This window comes from Halorhabdus sp. SVX81 (assembly GCF_029207715.1).
Classification (GTDB): Archaea; Halobacteriota; Halobacteria; order Halobacteriales; family Haloarculaceae; genus Halorhabdus.
Genome location: NZ_CP104322.1, coordinates 517,970 through 542,546, shown reverse-complemented (window position 1 = coordinate 542,546; position 24,577 = coordinate 517,970). Strand labels below are relative to the sequence as shown.

Below are 24,577 nucleotides of genomic sequence, written 5' to 3'. Positions count from 1 at the left end.
GACGGTTCCGCGAATGGAAAACTGACAGCATTGTTCCCCGCAGTAGCCTGTGGGAATTGCCGTAGCGCTTTTGCGTGGCAACTGGCGAGCCCCTGGGTGTATGTCGACATCCGTAGTAACCAACGTGTTGAGTGGCGACGGGGACCGATTCGTCTATCTCGTCTCGGCGATGGCCGCGCTGAACGGCCTCCTGTTCGGCTTTGACACCGGCATCATCTCCGGGGCGATCCTGTTCATCAACGAGAGCTTCCAGATGTCGGCGTTGGTCGAGGGCATCGTCGTGAGCGGGGCGATGGCGGGCGCGGCGGCGGGCGCGGCGCTCGGCGGACGGCTCGCCGACCAAATCGGCCGACGTCGGCTCATCATGCTCTCGGCGGGCGTCTTCTTCACGGGCTCGTTCCTGATGGCGGTCGCGCCGACCGTGCCCGTGCTCGTTGCGGGGCGACTCATCGACGGCCTCGCGATCGGCTTCGCGTCAGTCGTTGGGCCGCTGTACATCTCCGAGATCGCACCGCCGCGGATCCGCGGTGGGCTGACCTCGATGCACCAGCTAATGGTCACGATCGGTATTCTCGGGTCCTACTTCGTGAACTACCTCTTCGCCGGCAACGGCGCGTGGCGGTGGATGCTCGGCGCGGGGATGATCCCCGCAGTCATCCTCGGGATCGGTGTCCTCAAGATGCCCGAAAGTCCACGATGGCTCTACAGCCACGGGCAGCGCGAACGCGCCAAAGCCGTCCTCCAGCGCACCCGGAAGGGAAGCGTCGAGGAGGAACTCGAAGAGATCAAAGAGACCGTCGAACGTGAGACCGAAGCTGGACTCCGAAAACTGCTCGAACCGTGGCTTCGCCCCGCCCTGATCGTCGGGATCGGTCTGGCAATCCTCCAGCAGATCACCGGCATCAACGCGGTGATGTACTACGCGCCGACGATCCTGGAGGCGACCGGCTTCGACAGCGCGGCCTCGATCCTCGCGACCGTCGGGATCGGCGTCGTCAACGTGGTGATGACGGTCGTCGCGATCGCCTATATCGACCGGGTCGGCCGGCGAGCACTCCTCCTGGTCGGGACCGCTGGGATGACCGTCACGCTCGCGATCCTCGGGGTCGTCTTCTACCTGCCGGGCCTCTCGGGGGTGCTCAGCATCACCGCGACAGTCTGTCTCATGCTGTACATCTCCTTCTTCGCGATCGGGCTGGGGCCGGTCTTCTGGTTGCTCATCTCGGAGATCTATCCGCTGGCCGTTCGCGGATCTGCCGAAGGGGTCGCGACGGTCACCAACTGGGTTGCGAACCTCGCCGTCGCGCTGTCGTTTCCGGTCCTGACGGCCAACGTCGGCCCGTCGGTGACGTTTTGGCTGTTCGGCGTCTTCAGCGCGGTCGCGTTCGCGTTCACCTACGGGCTCGTCCCCGAAACGAAAGGGCGGACGCTGGAAGCCATCGAGAACGACCTGCGCGAAAACATCAGCGTCGGCGATTAACGGCGACGGGCCAACAGCTCAATCCCCGGAAAACGGCCAGCGGTCGCTCCCGACACGGTCCGAGGCACGCTCGATCGCCGAACTGAACTGGTCGTCCTTCTCGGTGATGGATGCCCAGTCCGCCAACCCACGCTCCTCACGGGTCCCCGGAACCGTGTTATCCAGAATGAACGCGATGATCCCGCCGACTGCCATGTGGACGCCGGCAATGATGTAGACAGTCCGGGAGACGATTTCGGTGCCGAGGCCGGCTCCCAAAAGCGGGACATCGGCCAGCCCCTGGCGGAAGAGTTCGAATCCGGAGATCTCCATCGAGGCCGCCGCGGCGTCGACGTTGCCCATATACGACGGGATTGCCATGCCCGCGAACAGCGCGATGCCGATTATGAAGAGGTTCCGTGAGGAGTCCAGATCGACGTACTTCAGATTCGAGAGCCCGACGGCGACGATCTGGCCGAACATAGCGATGTAGAGGCCACCGACGATCGGCCCCGGAATCGTCGCGATCACGCGACCGAACAGTGGGATCACGCCGACGACCAACATCGCGACCGCTCCGACCTGGACGACGAGTCGCGAGGCAACGCCGGTGAGCCCGATCGCCCCGATGTTCTCGGAGTAAGAGGTCGACCCGCCAGTGCCCATCAGCCCGGAGAAAACGTTCGCCAGCCCTTCCATGCCGATACCGTGGTTGATCCGGCGTTTCGAGGGCGCGCCGACCCCCGAAATCCGGGCGACAGCGTGATAATCAGCGAACGATTCGATGATGGAAGCGAGCACGCCCGCGAACATCCCGATCGCAAAGGAAAGCTCGAACCGGGGGATCCCCCACTGGAGGGGGTATGGGACGTACACGAGTGGCTCGGCCGTGAGTTTCGAGAAGTCGATCGCGGCCGGGTCGCCTGCGGGGATGATCCCAACCCAGGAACCGACAGCAGCGACCACCCACGCGGCGACGATGCCGAGGAGGACGGGATAGAGATCGAACACGCGGGAAACCCGATCGAGATACTGCGAGAAGACGACGATCAACAGAAGCGTCAGTCCAAGCAGATACCAGTTGTTCGTCGCCAAGGTGATGTCACCGGTCGAAAACAGCGACAGACCGATCAACGCGACGACAGGTGCGACCACGACCGGCGAAAGGTACTCCCGGATCTTCCCGACGAGACCGAGATACCCGATCACGACCTCGGCGATTCCAGCCGTAATGATCGCCCCTTGCAGGAACAGGAGTCGCGCTTCCCAGGCGCTCATCCCATCGAGCATCGGGGCCGCGGCCAGGACCGCCAGGGCCGGCGCGAGCATCGAGAACGGGGCACCTTGAACGATCGGATAGCGATTGCCCAGCGTGGTCTGGGCCAACGTCGCCAGCCCGCTGACGACGAAAAATGTCCCAACGAACGTCGCCTGGGCCGCGGCGGGCATCGTCGCCGCTTCCGGCAGCCCCGCATTCAGCTCCTCGATGAGGATCAGCGGCACGGCGATGTTCGCGCCGATCATCGTCAGATAATGCTGGATACCGAGCAGAAGAGAACGGGAAAGGGGCGGTCGGTCTTCGATGCCATACTCGACGAGCGAGTCTTGGTCGTCCACTGACTCCGTGTCACCCATGCCTGTCGCCTACCTGCACAGAGGGGATTGAAAAACTGTCGGAACGATCGCTTCGTTCGATAGTGCCACGTGCCATAGCAGGGGCCAGCCCCCGTCAGAACCGTCGGCCGAACATCAGTAGACCTCTGTATCGACCATATAATCCCAAACGTGTCGGAGAAAAATTACTATTGTAGAACTATGAAGATAAAATACCACAATGTTTATCGAACGAGTCCGAAAATTCGGACTGTTGTATGTCAGACCAAGATACGGGGGAACCGACGGCGGTCGATCGTCGGCGGTTTCTGGCGATCGCGGGGGCGACTGGACTCACAACGCTCGCTGGCTGTGAGGAAGCGACGACAGAAGGTCAGAACACACCGACGGAATCGACTGATACGTCGACGCCGACGGAAACAACGACCGACACGGAAACAACAACGGAAACACAGACTGAAACGGAAACAGAGACCGACACAGAGACTGAAACGGAGACGGAGACCGACACGGAACTGGACCCGGACGTCCCGCAGTCGGCCAACGGGCCCCTGGCGCCGCTGCCGACGCCCGACCGGAACGGGGTTCCGAAGCCGACCGGCGAGCCAGGGGGCCTGGAAGTGCTCGACTGGGCCGGATTCAACGGGGCCGTCACCTACACCTACGACGACGGCCAACCCTCGAACCTCCAGCACTACGACGCGCTCGCGGCGACCGAGATGAACATGACGTTCTATCTCACCAGCAACGTAGACTTCGATGGATACGAAGGTGGCTGGACCCTGGCCGCTCAGGACGGCCACGAACTCGGGAATCACACCGTCAGCCATCCGTACGCCGATATGACCGAGAGTTCCTTCGGCGAGCCCGTCGAGGACACAGCGACGGAGATTCAGCAGTGTTCTCAGTACATCATCGAGACGCTGGGCCAGGAGGACGTCTGGACGATGGCAGCCCCCTACGGCGACACCGGCTGGAGCGAGCCGGCCGAGCAGTCCGATCTCTTCCTCAGCAGAGGGGTCGGTGGCGGAGCCGTCACTCCGGACGACGACGCCGATCCGTACAATCTCCCGTGTTACATGGCCCAGGAAGGTGACACCGCCGAGACCTTCACCGATCTGATCGACGACGCTCGCGAGGCCGGCGAGTGGCAGATCTTCCTGTTTCATACGATCGCGCCGACCGACGAGGTGTGGTACGCGCCGGTCGAGATCGATGCGATCATCGACAGTATCGAACACGCCAAATCCGCCGGCGACGTCTGGATCGACACCCTCGCTACCGTCGGCGCGTACTGGCGCGGTCACCAACTCCTCGAATCCGCGGAGGTTGCGGAGTCGGGCGAGGAAACCGTCTGGGAGTGGACAGTGCCCGAGGATTTCCCGGCGGGTCGACACGTGCGCGTGACCGTCGACGGCGGGACACTGTCCCAGAACGGGACCGAACTCGACTGGAACACCCACGGGTACTACGAGGTCGACCTGGACGAGGAGTCCCTGACGTTGTCGACGTAGGGGGATCAAAAGACGCGCGAGGCGGCTGACAAATATAGACAAAATACTAAAGCCCAAATAGAGTGAGTCTGAATTTGGGACCGTGCATGACTGACCAGGATACGGGGGAACGATCCGTGATCGACCGTCGTCGATTTCTGACGATCGCGGGGGCGACTGGACTGACGACGCTGGCCGGGTGTCAAGAGGACAATACGTCTAACCAGGGAGAGACACCACCGGATGGGACGATTACGCCGGACCAATCGGGGATGGTGAATATAGGGACAGACACGCCAACCGAGACTGAAACGGAAGCCGACACGGAGACCGAAACAGAGACTGAAACGGAGACCGAGACGGAAACTGACACGGAGACAGAAACGGAGACGGAGACCGAGACGGAACTGGACCCGGATGTCCCGCAGTCGGCCAACGGGCCGCTGGCGCCGCTGCCGACGCCCGACCGGAACGGGGTCCCGAAGCCGACCGGCGACCCAGGGGGCCTGGAAGTGCTCGACTGGGCCGGATTCAACGGGGCCGTCACCTACTCATACAACAACGGCCAACCCTCGCAGCTCGAACACTACGATGCACTCGCGGGGACAGAGATGAACATGTCGTTCTATCTCGCCATCAACGTCAACGAGGACGTCGCGGGGTTCGAGGAGGGGTGGACGCAAGCCCGCCAGGATGGCCACGAGCTCGGAAATCAAACCGTCAGCCATCCGTACGCCGATATGACCGAGAGCTCCTTCGGCGAGCCACTTTCGGATCCAGCAGCCGAGATCGAGCAGTGTAACCAATACATCATCGACACGCTGGGACAGGAAGACGTCTGGACGATGGCAGCGCCCTACGGCGACAGCGAGTGGATCGAGCCGGCCGAGCAGTCCGATCTCTTCCTCAACCGAAAGCTTGGTGGCGGTGAGATTAGCCCGAACGACAACAGCGATCCGTACGACCTGCCGTGTTACGTGGCCGAAGAGGGCGACACCGCCGAGACCTTCATCGACCTGATCGATGGCGCTCGGGCAAACAGTGAGTGGCAGATACTCGTCTTTCACTCGATCACGCCGACCACTCAGGAGTGGTACGCGCCGGTCGAGATCGATGCGATCATCGACAGTATCGAACACGCCAAATCCGCCGGCGACGTCTGGATCGACACCCTCGCTACCGTCGGCGCGTACTGGCGCGGTCAACAGTTGTTCGCCTCCGCCGATGTCACCGAATCAGGCGAGGAAACTGTCTGGGAGTGGACAGTGCCCGAGGGCTTCCCGGAAGGCCGACACCTGCGCGTGACCGTCGACGGCGGGACACTGTCCCAGAACGGGACCGAACTCGACTGGAACACCCACGGGTACTACGAGGTCGACCTGGACGAGGAGTCCCTGACGCTATCACCGTAGGTGGTTCGAACCGGTTCTGAGCCGACTGGGAGTCGGTCGCAACGTCTTTGTCCATTGACCGGCCCTCTAGACACATGAGCGACTTCGACGAGGAAGCCGAACGCGAACGGCTCCGCGAACAGTTCGAGCAGGATCGAAAGAAACGCGAGGCAACTGAACAGATGAGCGAGTTGCTGTTGCAGGGGGCGACGATGACGGACACCCATTGCGAGCGGTGTGGTGATCCCATCTTCCGGTACGACGGCCAGGAGTTCTGTCCAACCTGTCAGCAATCGGCCGGCGAGAACGCGGCCAGTGAGTCCGAAGCCACGGACGGGACGGCCGAAACCCAGGACACAGCGACGAACGCAGGGGCCCAGTCAGGGGCCCAGACGGGAGACACGAAACCCCAGTCGGAGCCAGAGACGGTCAAAGCATCGGCCCAGCCGCCTGTCGAGTCGCCAACGAGTCCAGCGCACGAAGAGCCACCCCAACCCGAGACGCCAGGGCACGCTAGGGGCGAGACTGGTCCCCAACACGACCAGCGTGTCGACGTACCGGGACTCGAACCCGGGGCGAGTCCACAGCCCACCCGTGATGCTGGCGACCTCCAGGATGCCCGGGATTCACTCGTCGCCACGCTGTCTACCTTCGCCCGGCAGGCCGAAGCGACCGACGATCCCCGCCGTGCCACAGACGCGCTCGAAGCCGCCCGCGAGGCCGCCGAGGCGCTGGCCGCCCTGGATGGCACGCGGTGAGCGAGGCTGAGCGCGTGACCACCGGAAACCGGGAGACGAAAGAATACCTGGACTGTCGTATTTGCTGGCAACGGGTAATACACTGCCTCCGTCAGTGACGACCGACCGGTCCGTCACTGGCCGAACCATGAGATCGCCCCGTGGCATCCATCGAATCTGCGGGGAGACACCGGGACGATGCAAAGACAACCCGAGAGACATACAATACATAATGAACAATCAATAGATATTATATCCTGGCGTTAGGACAACAATTGTCATGCCAACAGATGACAATCAGGTGCGTATCAGTGCTGGAAGAGGTATCTCACGTCGCCGGGTGATGCAACAACTCGGGGCACTCTCAGCTGTCGGCGGGCTGGCAGGGTGCCTCCAGCAGGGAGATACTGAAGGGGAAACTGACGGAGAAGGGGATGGAAGTGGTGATGGGGCCGCGCCCTCGTATCAGCGGATCGATCTGAACCCGCCGCCGACGGACCTGGATTTCACACGGGATCCGCCGGAGCGAGACGTAACGATGGTCTGTCACAACGGCGCGATCTCGTTCTGGAACCCCGCGATCGGCGGGCTTCACGACGCGGCGACCCAGCTGGGATGGAACGCCACTTTCACCGGCCCCTCCGGTGGATTCGATGCGCAAGGGCAGGTCAACATCCTCGAGAACGTCGTCGCCTCTCAACCGGACGTGATCATCACGACGGTCACCAACACGCAAGCATACAATACCGTCATCAACGACGCCCTGGACAACGACATCGTGGTGTTGACGTTCAACACCAACAGTCTTCGCGGGGAGGGCCGACAGTTCATGCGCGATGAGTTCGGTCGCGCATTGCCCTTTGTCGGCCAGGACCAGTACTCCTCGGGGTACGCCAACGGGATGGCGCTCGTAGAGAAACTGCCGGACGACGCGAGTAAAGTCACAGTCGGGCTGGCCGACCAAGGCCATAGCGGGATGGTCTCGCGTGCCAACGGCGCGGAGGACGCCATCAAACAGCAGACAGACATCGAACTCACCGAACGAGTCGAGTACGGCGATGCCGCCAGCGACGGCGTCTCGGCGGTCGAAAACCACCTCACGGCGAATCCAGACCTGGATGGCATGGTCGGCAGCGGCGTCTATTCGTGGTTCATCGGCCAGGCCGCCGACCAGCAGGGCATGGCGGAGGACATGATCATCGGTGGGTTCGATCTGGACCAGAACACGCTCGAGTATATCCAGGAGGGGGTAATGAACTATACGACCGGCCAGGACCCCTACAGCCAGGGGTATTTCCCCGTCCTCCAGGCGTTCGCGTATCTGGAACGGGGCATGCCGCCCAAGGAGTACCTGACCGGCGCGGAGATCATCGACCAGGACGTGATCGACTTCGCCCTCGAACGGCGCAACTGGGGCGAATTACTGAACTACCACGGTGTGTAGCGCTGCCGAAACAGCCACCCACACAGCAACTATGTCCGAAGACGATTCACTACTGCGCACTGTCGGGCTCACGAAACACTTCGGAAACATCGTCGCGGTCGAAGACGTGGACTTCGCTCTTCGTGACGGGGAAGTCATGGCGATCGTCGGCGACAACGGGGCCGGGAAGTCGACACTCATCAAGATGCTCTGTGGCGTCCACCAGCCGACGAGCGGTGAGATCCTGATCGACGACCGGACTGTCGAATTCGAGGACTACAGCGACGCCCGTGAGCGGGGGATCGAAACAGTCTATCAGGATCTGGCGCTGGCCGAACAACAGACAGTCGCCGCCAACGTGTTCCTGGGCCACGAGCCGGTTCGGTCGGACTTCCTCGGGAAATACTTCGGCGTCGTCGACAGGAAAGAGATGTATGACCGAGCCCGGGAAAGCCTCGATCGCGTGCAGATCCCTGTCGATCCCGGCGCGAAAGTCCAAGACCTCTCCGGGGGTCAACAGCAGGCAGTCGCGGTCGCCCGTGCGCTGCAGTCCGATCCGGACATCCTCATCCTCGACGAACCGACCAGTGCCCTCTCGATCGAGGGGGCACGCAACGTCCTTCAGGTCATCGACGAACTCCGAGAGCAGGGTTTGGCGATCATCCTCATCAGTCACAACATCCGGCAAGTCCTCACCGTCGCCGACCGGATCTCCGTGCTCGCCCAGGGTCGGTTGATGGGCGTCCGTGACGCGGAGTCGGCGACACGCGACGAGATCATCGCCCTGATGATGGGCGCCAAAGACGAGGATACCGTCGCGGAGTTCGATATCGCGGCGTCCGACGAGGAGGCCCCAGTATGAGCGAGAACCCAGAGGAGACCGGCTCGACGGATAGAGCCGTGAGTCGCGAAACCGGCTCACGGCTCAAGGGACTCCTCCAGCGCCGCCAGATCGGCGTCCTGATGGGCTTTCTTCTCCTGTTTGGACTCATCGGCGTGACGCAACCGGACCTGTTTTTCAACTGGGGGAGCTTTAGCGGGCTCGTCTCCCGCTTGCTGCGACAGGCGACCCCGTACGTGATCATCGGGATCGGGATGACCTACCTCATGATCGGTGGCGAGTTCGATCTCTCGGTCGGGGCACTGTACGGCGTGGGTGGATTGACCTTCGCGATGTTGCTCACCGAGTACCGATTGACGGTGCCGGCGGCACTGGTTGCCGTCCTCCTCGTTGGCGCGACCGTCGGGCTGGCAAACGGCGTCATCGTGACCAAGATCGGTATCCCCTCGCTCATCACGACCATCGGGATGATGAGTATTCTCCGGGGGGTAGCCTACATGCTTACCGCCGGTGGCTCCCAACAACTCCCCGATGGCCTCCCGGATATCGATCCCTTTGGCGTGATTGAACTCGGGTGGCTCGACCTCTTTGGCGGCTCGATCGAGGTCGCCGGTGTCGAGATTACCTATCAGGTGTTCTGGATGCTCGGGTTGCTCATCGTCTTCGGATTGATACTCCAGAAGACACGGTTTGGCCATCACGTCTATGCGACCGGTGACGACGAGTCCGCCGCGGACAGAAGCGGGATCGACACCGACCGTGTCAAGATCGCGACCTTCGTCATTACCGGCACCGTCACAGCCTTTGCCGGCGTGCTGGCGATATCCTACTACGGCGCAATGTTCGGGTCCGCTGGTCGGGGATTCGAGCTGTTGATCATCGCCGCCGTCGTCATCGGCGGGACGAACCTCTTTGGCGGCGAAGGCAGCATCTCCGGAATGTTCATCGGGTCGCTGGTGATCGGTGTCATCCCGGTCCTACTCGTCGTGAACAATATGTCGGTGGATATCCAAGAGACACTGACCGGCGTGGTCATTATCAGTGCCGTCATGATCGATATTTTCCTCCGGGAGTGAGATGCAGCGCCGCGTTTGGCAAAGAGGATCGGCAGTTGGGGAAAAGCTGTCCGACTCGAAACATTCGGCAGACCCCTATCATCCGGGCGACCTCTGAGAGTAACAGGACAGCCTTTTCGCGCTCGACAGGATAGGAGCGGTATGTTCGAGACACGACCGGACCGGAGCGCGGAGGTCGTCCTCGCCGGACGGTCGAACGTGGGCAAGTCGACCCTCATGCGCGAGCTTACCGGCCACACCTTCGACACCGGGCAGCGCCCGGGGGTCACGCAGGAACCCAACCACTACGACTGGACGAGCGAGGACTTCGTGCTAACGGATCTGCCAGGATTCGGCTACATGAAAGGCGTCCCCGACGAGGTCCGCGAGCAGATCAAAACCGACGTCGTCCGATACGTCGAAGCCAACGCCGACGCGATCCTCGTCGGGGTCTTGGTCGTCGATGGCAAGAGCGTCATCGACATCATCGACCGTCACTCCGGCCCCGACGAGATTCCCCACGACGTGGAACTGTTTCACTTCCTGCGAGACGTTGGGATCCCGCCCGTGGTGGCCGTAAACAAGATGGACAAGGTCGACGACCGGGACGAACGCCTGAACGAACTGTGCGACCGGCTGGGGCTTCATCCCCCCTGGAAACAATGGCAGGGGACGATCGCCCCGATCAGCGCCAAACGCGGCTCGATCGGCCCCCTCAAAGAAGCTGTCCGGGAGCACCTACACGAGGCCGAGCGCGACGACCTCTTTCAGTTCTTCTGAGTCGGCCCCGACGGCTGGTTTTCTCTCCCCCACCGAAGCTTCGGTCCACGAGCAGCGCCCCGGCAGCCGACGGACTCGACCGATCGAGCTCCCGAAAGATATATATTGCTGTCGTCAAATTGTGTTACTAAGGATCTGAGTAACACATGAGCGAGACACACGACGCCGACGACGACCATCTCGACGATGTCGAGGACGGGTGTGGCTGTGCGGAGATCTGGGAGACGATGAGCGAGCAGCGTGAGCCCCCAGTAGACACCGCCGCCGACGACTGAAGTGCCGGAACGATTGCGGTGGTACATTGTGTCTCTGCGTTTTGTCCTCGCCCAGCGAGGATTCCCGGACGACCACCGCCGAAACTGTTCGTCGGCGAATCAGGACGGGTTTGTCGTGAGCCATCGGTCGATGCCGAACGTGACCCCACTCACCAGCAACGCAACGACCAGCACAGCAGGGTCTGCGGAGACAAACAGTCCCGGCGTCGGCGGGCGGATCCACAGCGGATACAGGTAGAAGTTCGCGAACCCATCGGCGTAGACACGCAGGCCGTCGATCACGAGCGAGAAACCCCCACTGGCAAGCAGAACGGCGTAAGCCTGCCGTCGCCACTGCTCGCCGAAAAAGAGTGCGATGATACCTGCGACGACCACCACGCCTGCGATACTCGCCACTGGTGAATATGAGAACGGAACGCCGAGTGCGTTCCCGATCACATCTGCGTCGACGAGTATTTGAACCTTCACGAGATCGGGGATTGCGGCCCCGCCCATCGCAACGACGATCCAGCGGCGGTCCAGTCCATCGATTCGCCAGCTGGCGACCGTAAACGCCGCGTAGGTCACGAGAACGGTCGACAGCAGGTCAGCCATCGTGGCCCACCTCGAAGGTCCAGGTGTCCGTATCGACGCGCCAGTACCTGAAGAAAGCGATCAGGACGACAATTGCGCCGATCACGGAGACGCCGTACTTGTACCACTCCGCACCACCCGTGGCGTTGACCACAACGACGCGCTCGGCGTCGACGGTGCGCTCAGTCGTAAGTTCGCCAAGCACCTGGACGACGCCACCGGGCTGGACGGTCCGGTCAAACGAGTGCACGGTAAGCGAGAACGAACCCGCATCGGCCTCAACGCGGATGGTCGCCGTCCCCGCGTCGGCGTCGACGGTAGTCACCGTCCCGAAGAGGAACACCTCGTCGCCGACGTGTTCGGCCGGCTGACCGGCGAGGTCGTCTTCGTCGGGGTAGGGCCAGTGGTCGTCCTCGGCCGCGCCGTAGTGGACCCCCATGCCTACGAGGAGTCCGACGAGCCCGAGGACGAGCAGGCCACGCTGCCACTGTTTCACGAGGATGGGTGAGATGGGGCGGGCAATGTAGGTTTTCCTTCCGGTTTCGACTCGACCCAAGAGGAAGCTGCGGAGGACAGACAACCGACGCACGTAAGCATCGCTACGTCCCATCCCAGTCCATGCGCCAGTTCGTCGTGATCGGACACGAAGCACCGACGACGCCCGATTTCCCGCTCGATGATCTGCCGGGTGGGGCCGGCCGCCTCGATCTGCTCAGCCGATCGATCACTGCGGCGTTTCTCCGCTCGCACGGCCTTCGTGAGGACGTTCGATTTCGGCTGATTCTCGGTGACGAGTTCACCCTTCGCTTCGAGGGGGCGAAATTGCAGGGACTCAACCCCGACGAGCGGAGCACAGCCGCCCGAGTTCGGAGCGCGCTCGAACAGTGCGAGGGCGCGATCGGCCACCAGGCGGTCGAGACGTCGCCCGGAATCTATCTCTCCAGGCGGGGCGTCGAGGCCGCCCTCCGGGACGCCGCCGGGGAGGGGACGCTACTCCAGCTTCATGAGGACGGAAGGCCGATTGTCGAGTCGGCACCCCCAGAGGATCCCGTTTTCGTCCTCTCGGATCACCAGGATTTCACCGGGGAGGAGCAAGCATTGCTGGATGAGTTAGACGCCGAACGAGTCAGTCTCGGGCCGAACGCGATCCACGCCGATCACGCGATCAGCGTCGGCCACAACTATCTCGATACCGACGGCTACGAGCGCTATTGATCGATCGCACGTCGTTAGTGAGGGAGCTTACTCGATCCGGAGTTCGCCGTCGCCCTCGGTCCCACCGTCGGCGTTCTCGTCCCACTCGAGTTCGAGTTCGATGGAGAGTTCCCCCGAGCCGTCGACCGGCCCCTCGCGTTCGGCTTTGACCTCGAAGGTCGGCTGGGCGGGTGGTTCAAGCGTCACCGACTGGTCGCCGGCTTCCAGCGTGATCGCGTCGCCGCCCTCGAGGTTGTCGGCCACGGTGCGGAGGTACGTGGCGATGTCTGCGCGGGACATGGACTGCTCGGTTTCGAAGAGGACTTCTTCGGGCATACAGGGTGAAAGGTGCTCGGCGGGGATAAGTGTTGCAGCGGCAACACGCCACGATAGCTGATTCGCCCGACTCGGCCAGTCTCGCAAGAGTTAAAGGCAAACCTCGGCAACTATAGAGCGCGGGCCGGTGGGGTAGCTTGGTATCCTTCGGCCTTCGGGTGGCCGTAACCGCGATTCGAATTCGCGCCGGCCCACTTTCTGCCCGCGAACAAACTCGTGAGCGCGAAGTCCGTGTAGCCGCGCGAATTCGAGCAGGGAAGTCGCAACGCGCGAGCGAAGTGAGCGCGACCGTCTTCCCGAGTTCGACATTCGCGCCGGCCCACTACGTATATCGGCTTTTTCCGGATTCATAGACACGTAGCGGCCGGTTTCGGGGGAGAGTAACGTGGCTGTCGAGCTGTCCGAAGCCAAAAATCCGCTTGCTGATTGCCCAAGTGAGTAACTAAGCAGCCGAGACGAGTTAGTGGTCGTGTTCGGGCTCGCGATACTCTTCGACGTCGATCACGTGCTTCGTCTCTGGGTGCGTGAGGTCACTGTCGCCGGAGACCACTGGCGCATCCAGTTCCCTGCCGACGGCGGCAATCAGCGCATCAAGGCCGTCAAAATACGGCCCACTCGATCCGACCTCGTCCGCGATCTCCCCCGCTGTCACGGCCGTCCGCTCGTCGACGGCGTACGTCTCACCCCACGAGAGGGCTCCACGAGCGCCGTCGACGTCGCCACTCGGCAGGTTCCCCTCGCCGACGAGTGCCTCAGCGTAGGCCGGAACGGGCATCACCCAGCGTTCGTTCTCGCCCCCATGTGCCTCGTAGAACGCTTTGGTCGCTTCGACGCCGTCCAGATAATCGATCAGAAAAGTCGCGTCGAGGACCTTCATGCCGTGTCCGCAGCTCGCTCTCGCAGCCGCTGCTTTCGCTTCTCTTTTGACTTGCGGCGGGCCTCACGGACGCGGTCGGCTTCCTCGTCGGACCATCGACCGAACCCGTCGTAGAAGTCACCGAGCTTCTCCTCGTCGAGGACTCGCTCGAGCACATCGTTGTAGCTCTCGTTCTCCCGCCGGAGGCGGTCGAGTTCTCGCTTCACCCGGTCGCTCACTCGTATCTGCTCGTCAGCGGTGGCCATTGTTACGTCAACGTTGGCGTTGACAGGGTTTAGTTGTTGGGCTCAAAACAGACACAACCGACATGTTCAGGCCCCAGCGTGCGTCTTCCGCAAGCGATCGCAGGCCCCGACAACACAGGGATGTTGCTGACCTGATTCGCTCAGACCCGACTCTCCAGCAGGTCCTTGATCGCGAAGTAGGCGGGCTTGGGATCGAAGTCCTCGTCGAACAGCAGCGGGTCGTCGGTGATCGTCTGATCGTAGTTTCGCAGCCAGGAGGCCGTGTCGTGGACCCCCCAGGTGACGAGGGTGTCACAGCCGTTGTCGAGACACGCCTCGAGGATGTCACGGTAGTACTGGGCCTGGTGTTCGAGGTGGTCCTCGGGGACGTTCTCCCGGTCGTAGGCGACGTCCATCTCGGTGACGTGGACGTCCAGCCCGAGGTCTTTGAACCGCCGGATGTTCTCGCCGAGGGCCTCGGGCGTCACGTACTCCTGGGCACGGAAGGCGTGCATCTGGAGGCCGACGCCGTCGATGGGGACACCGCGGTCGAGGAGGCGCTCGAGGAGTGCGTAGACCCCGTCGGCCTTCTCGTTGATCTCGTCGATGCCGTAGTCGTTGTAGAAGAGGTCGGCATCGGGCGCGACCTCGTTGGCCCACTGGAAGGCCAGGTCGATGTACTCCTCGCCCATCGCGTCGTACCACGCCGTCTCGCGCATGGTGCCGTCGTCGGCGACGGCCTCGTTGACGACGTCCCAGACGTCGACTTTCCCGCGATAGCGGCCCGCGACGGTGTGGATGTGGTCCCGGAGGAACTCCCGGAGCTGGTCGTCGGTGTACTCCCAGGGGTAGAACCACCCCGGGGTCTGGTTGTGCCAGACGAGCGCGTGGCCCCGAACCAGCAGGTCGTTTGCGACCCCGAGGTTCACGATGGCGTCGGCATCCTCGAAATCGTAGGTGTAGCGCTCAGGGCGCAACGGCCCCATCTTGAGTGCGTTGCCAGTGGTGACGGCGTTGAACTCCCGCGTGAGCGTCTGTGCGACTGCCGGATCGTCGGGGTACGTCCTGAATGCGTCTGCCGTGATGCTTGCACCGAGCGTGAGGTCGTTCTCGTCGGCCAGTTCGCGAAGCGTCTTGTCGCTTTCCATCTCCCTATCAGTCGAAGCGAGGGGAGAAAGTCATTGGGGAAAGTGCCGGACAGCCGACCTATCGAGGGTCACGACAGCCGGGAGTCGAGTCGTTCCCGGACGGTCTCCTCGATGGTGTGACGGACCTCCCAGCCCAGTCGCTCGCGAGCAGCGCTCGTGTCGACGCCGAACTCCGAGACGAGCGTCTCGTCGCCGGCACGCGGGTTCTCGACGAGATCGACATCGGCGTCGAGGCCGTACTCGCCGGCAATCTCCTGAATCTGCTCGGCGACGGTCATGACGCTTGGATCCTCGTCGCTGGCGATCTCGTAGCGCTCGACGCCGGTCTCGCCAGCGGCGAGTTGGGCTTCGAGGCGTTCGGCGCTCCGGACGTACGCCCGGGCGATATCCTTGACGTGGATGTAGTTGCGCGCCTGGGTTCCCGGCTCGTAGACGGTGAGCGTCTCGCCGTCGAAGAGTCGGCCCAGGAAGAAGTTGATGACCGTCCCCTTCGAGACCGTCTGGTCGCCAACCTCGTGGCTGCCGTAGAGATTCGACTTCAGGAAGAGGTGGGCCGGGAACGCGCCGTCGGCGTAGGTCTCGATGGCCTGCTCGCCCAGGACTTTCGTCCGGCCGTACCAGTTCATCGGGTCGCGTGGCCCCTCGACGGTGATCGGGAACGAGTCGGGGTCGCCCAGCACGGCCATGCTGAACGGGAAAACGAGTGCGGCCCCGGTCTGGCGACAGAACCACGCGACGTTGTGCGTCCCGACGACGTTGGTCTCGTAGGCGAGGTCGGCGTTCTCGGTGCAGTCGTCGACGCCGCTGACCGCTGCCAGGTGCATCACGACGTCGCTCCCCGCGAGTGCGTCCGCGAGTCGATCGCGGTTCCGGACGTCGACGTGTTCGACGGTGACGTCGCCGACTTCCCGAACGTCACCGAGATAGAAGTTGTCGATCGCCGTGAGTTCCCACTCCGGGTGGGCCGCCTGGAGGCGGTCGAGGACGCGCGAGCCGATGAAGCCCGCCGCGCCGGTGACGGCGATCGAGAGCGGTTCGTCGGGGTCGAAAGAATCATTCTCGGTCATGCATCGATCTCCTGACGGTCGCGAAGGACGGTGGCAAGATCGCCAACGCCATCCCGGAGCGTCCATTCGGGCTCGAACCCGGTTTCTTCGAGGCGGTCGAAGTTGACGTGATAGGAGGGGCCGGGATGTTCGTCTTCGAGATACGTCACGTCGACAGGTGCAACCTCCTCGCTGACGATGTCAGCGATCTCGCTGATCCGGTAATTGCCAGCCTCGCTGCCGACGTTGTAGACTGCCTGGGACCACGACTTTGGGTTGCGCGCGGCGTGGGCGAACGCCCGGGCGGAATCCCGGACGTGGATGAACGGCCGCCAGTTGCTCCCGTCGCCGTAGACCGTCAGCGGCCGACCGGTCAACGCCCGGAAGACGAAGTGATTGACCACCAGGTTGAACCGGACGCCGGGGGCGAACCCGTAGTTGGTACTCATCCGGAGAGAAGTCGCGTTCGCGCCGTTCGCCCCAGCGAATTCGGCGACGATATTCTCGGCGGCGACTTTCGCCTCAGCGTAGGGATTCAGCGGATCGGGCTCGGTCGTCTCGTCGATGTCGGTCGTCGCCGCGCGGCCGTAGTTGTTACACGAGGAGGCAAAGACGAGGTTCTCGACGTCGAGTTTCCGGGCCGCGTTGACGACGTTCTCGGTGCCTTCCAGGTTGACCGCCATCGTCTCCTCGCGGCGGTCGTGGGTACTCGCCGCGCCGGTGATCGCCGCAAGGTGGATCACGGTGTCGACGCCGCCCATCGCGTTCTCGACGTTGCCGTACTCCCGGACGTCGCCGCGCCGGAACTCCAGATCGCCGTCGACGCGCGCTTCGAGTAGATGGCGTGGCGACCCGCTGGCGAGCGAGTCGAGCACGACGATCCGGCCCACGTCGGGGGCGTCGGCGAGCAGGGGCAGCAATGCGCTGCCGATGTACCCCATTCCGCCCGTCACGAGGACGTCCATGACAGTCGGTCAGTCCTCGTCGTCTGTCAGCACACCCGGGAGGAAGCGGTCCTCGTGGGCCGTGATCCGATCGTCGTACTCGACTAGGGTGCCAAGGATCGACCGGACGCCCTCCTCGAAGGTCGTGTCCTGGCCGTCGATGAGGTCGGCGTAGCGATCGTTCTCGATCTCCATCTTGTGGGTTTCGTCCTCGTCGCGGGGGTTGTCGTAGTGTTTGACGTCGACGTCGAGATCGAACTCGCCGGCGACGTCGGCGATGGTCTCGGCGACCTCGACGATCGAGATCGCGCGAGTGACCTGGTTGTAGACGACGTGGTCGTCCGGCCGGTCGTCGGGATCGATGAGCGCGAGTTCTGCGAGCCCCTCGACGGCATCCTCCATCGCGATGAAGGGTTTGCGCTGCTCGCCCTTGCCGTAGACGGTCATCGGGTAGCCGGCGACGGCCTGGGCGGCGAAGCGGTGGGCGACGACGCCGAAGTAGTAATCGAAGTCGAAACGCGTCGCGAGTCGCGGGTCGGCCTCGGTCTCCTCGGTCCCCGTGCCGTAGGTGATCGCCGTCCGCACGTCCGAGATAGGGATGTCGAACTGCGAGTGCGCCAGCCGCATGTTCGCCGCGTCGTGGCTCTTGGTGAGGTGATACCAGCTGCCCGCCATCGCCGGGAACGGGACCTCGTCTTCTTCGCCCTGGTTCTCCATCGTCGCGCCGCCCTCGGGGATCGGGAACTCGGGCGCGCCGTAGACGCCAGTCGTCGTCGTCTCGATGAAGTGGGTGTCGGTGAGGTCGTGTTCCTCCAGGCCCCACAGCAGGTTCCGCGTCGCCTGCATGTTGTTGTGCTGGGTGTAGTTGGCGCGCTCGCCGTTGATCTGGCTGTAGGGTGCGGACGGCTGGGCGGCCGTGTGCACGATGGTGTCGGGTTCGTGGACGGCCAGGAGTTCGTCGACGAAGGACTTCTCGACGAGGTCCCCCTCGACGAAGGAGAGGTTCGTGATCCCGTGGACGTCCTCGGCGGCCTCGATGCGCTCGTCGATCGAGGTGATCGGGACGCCGCTGACGGAGCCGACCTCCTCGACCCACTCCCGTCGCGCGAAGTTGTCGACCAGGATGACGCGGTCGTCGGTTCGCGTCGCGATGCGGAGTGCAGTCGGCCAGCCCATGTGTCCGTCGCCGCCGGTGACGATGATCGTCATGTGTTACTCATGAATTGAGTAACTATCTGCATAAGTCTTTCCGTCGGTGGGGCCGAGAAGGGGCAGTGCCCGGTCGGACAGATCTAGAGGGTTCGAAGATAAGCGAAATAATTCAGTTATAGACAAATATATTACAGTGGAACCCGTTAGTTGGCCTACGCAGGTGAAAACAGATGGATGATGCGGAGATACCCCAGGACGTCCCGGAGTCGGACGAAGAAAAACCGAATTTCGGGGACTGGGACAGCCCGGAAGCGGTGATGAAAGACGGTCCGATCAGGGAACGGCTGCTCGACGTGATCGTCGGGACCCGCGAACCCACGAAAGTCGCCCTGATCGCCGAGCGGGCCGACTGTGATACCGAGACTGCCCGGGACTATCTGGAGTGGTTCGCGTCGATGGGTATCGTCCGTGAACATGCAGGGCGACCGGTCAGATACGAGCGAAACGAATCGTACCTCTTCTGGCGACGTGTCGAGGAGATTCGCCGGGAGTATTCCGAGGCGGAGATCGTCGACGAACTCGCCGAGACCGAAGAAGCGATTGCGGCCTATCAGGAGCAATTCGATACCGACAACCCGGATGCAGTGTCGCTCGTCGGGACTGATGGGGCGGATTCAGTCGAGACTGCCTGGGAAGCCGTCTCTGAGTGGAAGACACTAAAGCGACGTGCCCGGTTGCTAGACACGGCACGTCGAGACGACGCGGCAGGCAGCAGCGTCGATCGTATCAATGCCTGAGCGGGATCGAACGACCGGGGCGGTCGATTCCGAGGTCTTGGAACGAATCGGGACTCGCTTGTCGGGCAGTCAGCGATTCGAACGAGTCCAATATCGGCCGGCGTACGCGCCGAGCTCGGTCATCGCGGACTACGACATGGGGTATTTTCCGGCTGGCGTCGAGCGGGCGTATCTGCGGGTTTCCTGGTTCGAAACGGACGATTTCAACGTCCACTATTCCGAGCAATACGAGAACGGAACGCAGTGGGAGTGTCGGTGGGATCGGCATCCGAACGACCACAACGAGCGGGCACATTACCACCTACCTCCGGACGCGGAAACGCCGGGCGAGGACGTCGAGTACGCCGAGGACTGGCGGGATATCCTCTCACAGATTCTGCTGGAGCTGGACGAACGGATCGAGTCGTTCTGGGAGTGAACCCCAATTCTCGGCGGAATCCTCAGTACGGTATTGTCCACGCTGTTAGATGATCCCATGGTGGAGTTCGCTCCGTTCCAACGTTGCATCACATGCCGACTGGCCGGACCCGTTCTTGTCGAACAGGACGTACTCAACCGGCATACCGCCGTCCGGCGGCGTCCATTTGACGCGTTCGGCATCGACGAGAATTGCGGTGATTCGTATAGTCTGACTTCGCAGAAATTGATTTCGTAGAAGTGGATTTCTACTAATTGCGACTTCGTGGCAACACTCTCGAGCTCAGCGCTGTGAGACTGGATCGCAAGTGGGCGGCTCCGCCGTCGATATTGACGGTGGCGAAACCAGTAGGCTGTCGGCCGGCCTGGGTTCTACTCGGTGGCTGTCCGCATCCCGCCACGCGCATCTGGCGTCGAGACTAACAAAAAGATGTAAGTAATTATCGAAGTAATCATTATCGAGAGAATGACCTTCTACGACCGGACGGCGGAACTCGACGCTCTCGAGACAGCGTTCGATTCGCCGTGGTGAACTCGGACCCTACGCCGACGTCGGGCGGTGGTGGTACGGCGAAGACGAGATCGACATCGTCGGACTCGCTCCCGGGGACGATCGGATCCTCTTTGCGGAATGTAAGTGGACAGCGCAGCCAGTCGGTCACGGACTCGCATCACAGCTCCGGGAGAAAGCCGAGCGTGTGCGATGGGGGCCGGAGACGCGTGAGGAGGCGTTCGCGCTGTTCTCCAAAAGCGGGTTCGTCGACGGGCTCCCGGACGAGCTTGGCGAGAACTGGTCGCTGTATTGGTTAAACGAGATCGAGACACTACTGTAGCGAACTCGCCCCGACCCGTGGCTTTATTGACTCCGGCGGAACGTGTGGGTGTAATGACTGACGTGGAGGCGACGACTACGGAACTCCTCGCGGAGAAGCCGGATATTGCGGACGATTTGGAAGAACTTCTCGACGTGGACGCCGCTGCAGAGACCTGGACCTATGAGGACGTGCCCTTCGATTCGGGGACATTCGGGGAGTTGGTCTCGCGTGGCGTCGTCGAGAAGCGCGAGGGTGAGTACGCGCTGGCGGATCGTGCAGCGGTACGACGGGCGCTCGGTGTGGAGCAAGAGACCGACGAAGAGACGGCGGGGACTCCTTCGGGTAGTGGTTCAGCAGGAAGCTTCTTCGAGGACGTTTCGATGCCGGCCCTACGCATCGAGCGGCCGGTGGCGGCGCTCGGGCTGGTCGGCGCGCTCGGGCTGGTGGTTCTGTTCCGGGTGTTACCCTGGCCGGCGGTGTTCCGCGGCGAAGACGTCGTCCTCTCGGGAAACGATCCATACTACTACCGGTATTTAGTGCATCAGCTGATAGAGGCGAGTGGCGGGCCGGTGGACTTCTCAGTGTTCGCGTCGTTGCCCGAAGAGGTCGCCCATGGCGAGCCGCTGATGATCGCGATGGTGTCGTGGGCCTCGACGCTGTTCGGCGGGACATCGGCCGTCGGCGGGGTCTTGGCGTGGTTCCCCGTGGTCTCGGCGGTCCTAACGGCGTTGCTGGTGTACGTGCTTGCGGTGCGATTGACGGAGGACCGTCGCGTCGGTATCGCCGCCGTGGCGCTGCTGGCGATCATGCCCGGCCACGCCTTCCGGACCGGGCTCGGGTTCGCCGATCACCACGCTTTCGACTATCCCTGGCTCGCGCTGACGGCGCTGGCCGTGGTGTCGCTGGTGGGCCGCGATCGGGTGGACACTCGCGACTGGCGGACCTGGGCGTGGGGTGTTGCGTTAGGTGTTGGCGTGGCGGGCCAGACCCTGGCCTGGGACGCCGGGCCGCTGCTGGTCGTGCCGCTCGGGCTGTTCGTCGTGGGTGCAGTGCCGTCGTGGGTGCGTGCAGGGCGATCGCCCGCTCGTGAGGCGGCGGGCTTCCTGGGCGGGCTGGCGCTGGCCGCGGTGGTGGTATTGGCGGTCCACACACAGTGGGGCTGGCATACGCGCGTCGTCGCGCTCGCGCCCGTGTTGTTGGTGGGCGGGAGCGTCGTGCTCGTTGGACTGGGGGAAGCCGCCCGGCGGTTCGAAGTGTCGGCCCGGTCGTTGCTCGGCGGTGAAGTGCTGATCGGCGGAGTCGGGTTCGTGGCGGTCTGGACGCTCTTCCCGGACTTCGTCGACGAACTCGGGCGTGGTGTGGACTTCCTGGTCTCGACAGAGGGGATCGCCGAGACGACATCGATCGTCTCGGGTGAGCTGGGGTCGATTGTCGGGCCGATCTTCCTGTTCGGGTTCGCGCTCTTCCTCGCGCTGCCATACATGGGCTGGGCGCTCTGGCGGAGTTCCCGGGAATTCGCACCGGCGTGGTTGCTCGTGGGCGTCTACGGCTGGTGGTTCCTGTTGCTGTCAGTGATCCAGATTCGGTTCGCCGGACAGTTGGCGCTGTTCACGGCGGTCTTTGGTGGATTGGGGTTCGTGCATCTAGCTGCGTGGGTGGATCTGGGGGCGTATCCACGGCCGTTCAGCGGGTCGGAAGAGTCCGGGAGTCGGGGGTTGGCTTCGGGTGAAGACGTCGAGGAGACGGACGATCTCGAGATGCCGGAACGACGTCGGGCGTTGTCGTTGCTGGGGCTCGGACTGGGTGTCGGGTCACTCGGTATTTTGAACACGCCGATCAAGCACTCGCAATTGTTGATCGACGAGTCGATGTACGAGGCAGCGCAGTTCATGCGGGAGTATGCTGCGGAGCGAGAGTGGGAGTATCCCGAGAACTACGTGTTCAGCCAGTGGGGGCGCAATCGGGTGTACAACTGGTTCGTAAATGGGGAGGCCCGGAGTTACGGGTACGCACAGACCAATTACGGGGAGTTCTTGGCGTCGGAAGATGGCGAAGAGTGGTACGAGCGACTGCGGGACCGCGCCGGATTCGTTGTTGTTCAAGAGGGGGACATGTCCAATGGCGGGCAAGCCGGGACGATCTACGACCAGCTCTGGAGTGACGGGTTCGGGATCGAGACGAGCCATTATCAAGCGGTGTGGACTGATTCGGAAGATTCATTGCAAGTGTTCACGCTCGTCCCTGGGGCCCGGTTGACGGGGCCTGCGCCGGCGAATTCGACAGTGACGATAGCGGTGTCAGCGGAGATCGGTGGAAAGTCGCGTTCGATCACGATGGAGACGGACGTCGATGCGGACGGTGTTTATCGGGAAACAGTCCCACTGCCAGGAACCTACGAAGCTGAAGGCACCAGCGTAACCGTTTCCGAGGACGACGTTCAAAACGGGACGCGTCGTTCAGCGTTCCACGATGAGGGGTATACCCAGTAGCCGCCCCACAAAGGGGCCAGCGAGTGGGCGCCCGGAAATCGGCAGCAGCGATTGTCGTGCATCGGCGAGACGATCCGTAGAGACGTGCCAACACATCTCAGTTACCTTTGGCGGCCCTGTGCGGGGAACATACCTGATGGAAAATTATGATTCCGAGATGGGGTCCCCACGAGAGAATAAACTGGAAGAGTCAGATTCCGGCCAGGGTATCGGTTCAAGACACTGTCGGGACAGGGATACAAAAACAGACGTGCCAGTGTCTGAACCTATGAGTGGATGTTGCCCTCACCGACCGAAAGAAGGGTACAGAGAGGTTCCATCCCTATCCACCGATACAACGGATTATTGTCACTTTATCGGTCCCGGCAGGAGAGATGAGCGGCGGCGGCAAGAATGATTACCAGTAGAAACATCAGCCGAGGGACACGCACGTGTGCGCCCCCGATACCCGCTGTAAGCATACCGAACAGCCAGCCGGCGCCGGTCACACAGAGCGCGGGCGAGGAGTCCGCTCTCCTGATGATGAAAGCCCGGGCGATTCCAAGGTAGAGAGCGAGCACGAGCACGAGGCCGAACAAGCCAACGTCGACGAGCAACTGCGAGTAGAGAACGTCGAGATACCCCACGTGTGGGTTCTCCGGGGAAGCCATCCAGCCATAGCCAAAGACCGGCTGTCGTGACCACAGTCCGATAGCATCGATAACCAACTCATAGCGGGTGTATAGCCCGTTTGTTCCCGGGCCACTGAAGACGATTCCACCCTCTTGAAGTGTAATTGTCGGAAAGAACCGGCGAAAGAGATAAAATCTATCAGTGAGCCAGAGCCCACCGAGCCCCAGCAGTACCCCTCCACTAGCGGTCCCGAGCAGAAGTGGCGTCGAAATCCTGCGTCGGGCAAGTATGACGGCAACAGTCGCACCGACGACGAGCGTGATCACGCCCGATCGAGACCCCGTTGCCCCCACACCGAGAACGAGGACGAGTCCGAGACCAAGCGAGAGGACACCGACGCGGGGCCGACGCTGTATTTCGACCGCACCGAAAGCCAGACAAAGTAAGCTCGGCAGGCCAAGGAATACGGCAAGAGTATTTGGATTGTGCCAGAATACCGTCGGCTGGTTCCAACCCGATGTCGTCGCCGTTTCGACGATCGCAGCGAGTGATATGAGCAGTGCCGCGCCAATCAGCAGAGACATGATCGAACGCCAATCGATCTCGTCACGGTATTGCTGAGCCAAAACGAACACGACCAGAATTTCGAGCCATTTCAGGGTCCAGAAGGTACTCGCGACGACAGACACAGGTTCCCTAATGACTGCAACAGCGACTGTTATGACGATCCAGACAGTCGCGAGGATGTACAATGCAGTAATTCGTGGCAGCGGAATCGAGATATGCCAATCGTCAGCAACCGAGCGCTCAACGACGAAAGCAATCACGATGGCCAAAGCGACGAGATCAGAGAGGTTGAGCGAAACAAACTGGGAATCGACGCCA

24 protein-coding genes, 1 tRNA gene and 1 pseudogene are annotated in these 24,577 nt (G+C 62.4%); 15 read left to right on the top strand and 11 right to left on the bottom strand.

Annotated features, from left to right (window positions below; all coding sequences use genetic code 11):
• Positions 1-100 precede the first annotated feature (100 nt).
• Positions 101-1,480 carry a sugar porter family MFS transporter gene (locus SVXhr_RS02645; RefSeq protein ID WP_275739169.1) on the top strand — a complete coding sequence of 460 codons (1,380 nt, stop codon included), beginning with the start codon at positions 101-103 and terminating at the stop codon, positions 1,478-1,480.
• Positions 1,481-1,498: 18 nt separating this feature from the next.
• Here the strand turns inward: SVXhr_RS02645 and SVXhr_RS02640 are convergent, their stop codons facing one another.
• Positions 1,499-3,094 carry a solute carrier family 23 protein gene (locus SVXhr_RS02640; RefSeq protein ID WP_275739167.1) on the bottom strand — a complete coding sequence of 532 codons (1,596 nt, stop codon included), beginning with the start codon at positions 3,092-3,094 and terminating at the stop codon, positions 1,499-1,501.
• A gap of 236 nt (positions 3,095-3,330) precedes the next feature.
• Between SVXhr_RS02640 and SVXhr_RS02635 the strand changes: the two genes are divergently transcribed.
• The 8 genes from SVXhr_RS02635 to SVXhr_RS02600 all read left to right on the top strand — a co-directional run bounded on the left by SVXhr_RS02635 (position 3,331) and on the right by SVXhr_RS02600 (position 11,068).
• Positions 3,331-4,587: a polysaccharide deacetylase family protein gene (locus SVXhr_RS02635; protein ID WP_275739164.1), complete on the top strand. Its 1,257-nt coding sequence runs from the start codon at positions 3,331-3,333 to the stop codon at positions 4,585-4,587.
• Positions 4,588-4,673: 86 nt separating this feature from the next.
• Positions 4,674-5,978 carry a polysaccharide deacetylase family protein gene (locus SVXhr_RS02630; protein WP_275739162.1) on the top strand — a complete coding sequence of 435 codons (1,305 nt, stop codon included), beginning with the start codon at positions 4,674-4,676 and terminating at the stop codon, positions 5,976-5,978.
• A gap of 74 nt (positions 5,979-6,052) precedes the next feature.
• Positions 6,053-6,715, top strand: coding sequence for an Sjogren's syndrome/scleroderma autoantigen 1 family protein (locus SVXhr_RS02625; protein ID WP_275739160.1), 663 nt, complete (start codon positions 6,053-6,055; stop codon positions 6,713-6,715).
• Between the two features lie 259 nt (positions 6,716-6,974).
• Positions 6,975-8,138: a substrate-binding domain-containing protein gene (locus tag SVXhr_RS02620; RefSeq protein ID WP_275739158.1), complete on the top strand. Its 1,164-nt coding sequence runs from the start codon at positions 6,975-6,977 to the stop codon at positions 8,136-8,138.
• Between the two features lie 31 nt (positions 8,139-8,169).
• Positions 8,170-8,979, top strand: coding sequence for an ATP-binding cassette domain-containing protein (locus tag SVXhr_RS02615; protein ID WP_275739156.1), 810 nt, complete (start codon positions 8,170-8,172; stop codon positions 8,977-8,979).
• Complete coding sequence (locus SVXhr_RS02610) at positions 8,976-10,034, top strand: ABC transporter permease (protein ID WP_275739154.1); 1,059 nt, start codon at positions 8,976-8,978, stop codon at positions 10,032-10,034. The genes SVXhr_RS02615 and SVXhr_RS02610 overlap by 4 nt, the downstream gene beginning before the upstream one ends.
• Before the next feature lie 141 nt (positions 10,035-10,175).
• The gene (engB, locus tag SVXhr_RS02605; RefSeq protein ID WP_275739152.1) at positions 10,176-10,793 is read left to right on the top strand and encodes a GTP-binding protein EngB; all 618 of its coding nucleotides are present in this window, start codon (positions 10,176-10,178) and stop codon (positions 10,791-10,793) included.
• Between the two features lie 146 nt (positions 10,794-10,939).
• Positions 10,940-11,068, top strand: a complete 129-nt coding sequence (locus SVXhr_RS02600) for a hypothetical protein (RefSeq protein WP_275739150.1) — start codon at positions 10,940-10,942, stop codon at positions 11,066-11,068.
• A 99-nt stretch (positions 11,069-11,167) separates the two neighbouring features.
• On the opposite strand, the gene SVXhr_RS02595 is transcribed toward SVXhr_RS02600, so the two are convergent.
• A complete protein-coding gene (locus tag SVXhr_RS02595) occupies positions 11,168-11,662 on the bottom strand; it encodes a hypothetical protein (protein ID WP_275739148.1) in 495 nt (164 codons plus the stop codon).
• Entirely contained in the window at positions 11,655-12,137 is a 483-nt protein-coding gene (locus SVXhr_RS02590; RefSeq protein ID WP_275739146.1) for a hypothetical protein, read from the bottom strand. The genes SVXhr_RS02595 and SVXhr_RS02590 overlap by 8 nt, the downstream gene beginning before the upstream one ends.
• 122 nt (positions 12,138-12,259) lie before the next feature.
• On the opposite strand from SVXhr_RS02590, the gene trmY reads away from it, so the two are divergent.
• The gene (gene trmY, locus SVXhr_RS02585) at positions 12,260-12,856 is read left to right on the top strand and encodes a tRNA (pseudouridine(54)-N(1))-methyltransferase TrmY (RefSeq protein WP_275739144.1); all 597 of its coding nucleotides are present in this window, start codon (positions 12,260-12,262) and stop codon (positions 12,854-12,856) included.
• 27 nt (positions 12,857-12,883) lie between these two features.
• On the opposite strand, the gene SVXhr_RS02580 is transcribed toward trmY, so the two are convergent.
• Positions 12,884-13,171, bottom strand: coding sequence for an amphi-Trp domain-containing protein (locus SVXhr_RS02580; protein WP_015788863.1), 288 nt, complete (start codon positions 13,169-13,171; stop codon positions 12,884-12,886).
• Between the two features lie 121 nt (positions 13,172-13,292).
• On the opposite strand from SVXhr_RS02580, the gene SVXhr_RS02575 reads away from it, so the two are divergent.
• Positions 13,293-13,365: transfer RNA gene (locus tag SVXhr_RS02575), tRNA-Pro, on the top strand.
• 266 nt (positions 13,366-13,631) lie between these two features.
• Here SVXhr_RS02575 and SVXhr_RS02570 read toward each other — a convergent pair.
• The 6 genes from SVXhr_RS02570 to SVXhr_RS02545 form a co-directional block, all read right to left on the bottom strand.
• Positions 13,632-14,048, bottom strand: coding sequence for a PIN domain-containing protein (locus SVXhr_RS02570; RefSeq protein WP_275739142.1), 417 nt, complete (start codon positions 14,046-14,048; stop codon positions 13,632-13,634).
• The gene (locus tag SVXhr_RS02565) at positions 14,045-14,293 is read right to left on the bottom strand and encodes an antitoxin VapB family protein (RefSeq protein WP_275739140.1); all 249 of its coding nucleotides are present in this window, start codon (positions 14,291-14,293) and stop codon (positions 14,045-14,047) included. The genes SVXhr_RS02570 and SVXhr_RS02565 overlap by 4 nt, the downstream gene beginning before the upstream one ends.
• Positions 14,294-14,433: 140 nt before the next feature.
• On the bottom strand, positions 14,434-15,420 hold the full coding sequence (locus SVXhr_RS02560) for an endo-1,4-beta-xylanase (protein WP_275739138.1): 987 nt from the start codon (positions 15,418-15,420) through the stop codon (positions 14,434-14,436).
• A 68-nt stretch (positions 15,421-15,488) separates the two neighbouring features.
• The gene (locus tag SVXhr_RS02555) at positions 15,489-16,487 is read right to left on the bottom strand and encodes an NAD(P)-dependent oxidoreductase (protein WP_275739136.1); all 999 of its coding nucleotides are present in this window, start codon (positions 16,485-16,487) and stop codon (positions 15,489-15,491) included.
• A complete protein-coding gene (locus SVXhr_RS02550; RefSeq protein ID WP_275739134.1) occupies positions 16,484-17,431 on the bottom strand; it encodes an NAD(P)-dependent oxidoreductase in 948 nt (315 codons plus the stop codon). Before SVXhr_RS02550 ends, SVXhr_RS02555 begins: the two co-directional genes overlap by 4 nt.
• A 9-nt stretch (positions 17,432-17,440) precedes the next feature.
• A complete protein-coding gene (locus tag SVXhr_RS02545; RefSeq protein WP_275739132.1) occupies positions 17,441-18,619 on the bottom strand; it encodes an NAD-dependent epimerase/dehydratase family protein in 1,179 nt (392 codons plus the stop codon).
• A 173-nt stretch (positions 18,620-18,792) separates the two neighbouring features.
• Here SVXhr_RS02545 and SVXhr_RS02540 point away from each other — a divergent pair, with 173 nt between their 5' ends.
• The 4 genes and pseudogenes from SVXhr_RS02540 (at position 18,793) to SVXhr_RS02520 (ending at position 23,080) form a co-directional block, all read left to right on the top strand.
• On the top strand, positions 18,793-19,359 hold the full coding sequence (locus SVXhr_RS02540) for a hypothetical protein (protein ID WP_275739130.1): 567 nt from the start codon (positions 18,793-18,795) through the stop codon (positions 19,357-19,359).
• On the top strand, positions 19,352-19,777 hold the full coding sequence (locus SVXhr_RS02535; protein WP_275739128.1) for a hypothetical protein: 426 nt from the start codon (positions 19,352-19,354) through the stop codon (positions 19,775-19,777). Before SVXhr_RS02540 ends, SVXhr_RS02535 begins: the two co-directional genes overlap by 8 nt.
• Before the next feature lie 514 nt (positions 19,778-20,291).
• Positions 20,292-20,609: pseudogene (locus tag SVXhr_RS14625) on the top strand (DUF234 domain-containing protein); the annotation flags it as partial.
• A 53-nt stretch (positions 20,610-20,662) separates the two neighbouring features.
• Entirely contained in the window at positions 20,663-23,080 is a 2,418-nt protein-coding gene (locus SVXhr_RS02520; protein WP_275739124.1) for an STT3 domain-containing protein, read from the top strand.
• A 353-nt stretch (positions 23,081-23,433) separates the two neighbouring features.
• Here the strand turns inward: SVXhr_RS02520 and SVXhr_RS02515 are convergent, their stop codons facing one another.
• A complete protein-coding gene (locus SVXhr_RS02515; protein ID WP_275740855.1) occupies positions 23,434-24,519 on the bottom strand; it encodes an O-antigen ligase family protein in 1,086 nt (361 codons plus the stop codon).
• Positions 24,520-24,577: the final 58 nt, after the last annotated feature.